The organism is Paenibacillus sp. J45TS6, assembly GCF_018403285.1.
Lineage (GTDB): Bacteria > Bacillota > Bacilli > Paenibacillales > Paenibacillaceae > Paenibacillus.
In genome coordinates, this window is record NZ_BOSJ01000130.1 from 1 (window position 1) to 206 (window position 206).

Annotated in this window: 1 rRNA gene; it reads right to left on the minus strand. The window is 49.0% G+C overall.

Annotation, left to right across the window (positions count from 1 at the left end):
• A 23S ribosomal RNA gene (locus KJS58_RS25350) occupies positions 1–206 on the minus strand; the annotation flags it as partial.

The window sequence follows — 206 nt, forward strand, 5'->3', positions numbered from 1 at the left end:
ACGGTACCAAGTTAGAACCTAGATACGATCAGGGTGGTATCCCAACGTTGCCTCCACACAAGCTGGCGCTCATGCTTCTTAGGCTCCCACCTATCCTGTACAGATCGTACCCAAATCCAATATCAAGCTGCAGTAAAGCTCCATGGGGTCTTTCCGTCTTGTCGCGGGTAACCTGCATCTTCACAGGTATTAAAATTTCACCGGAT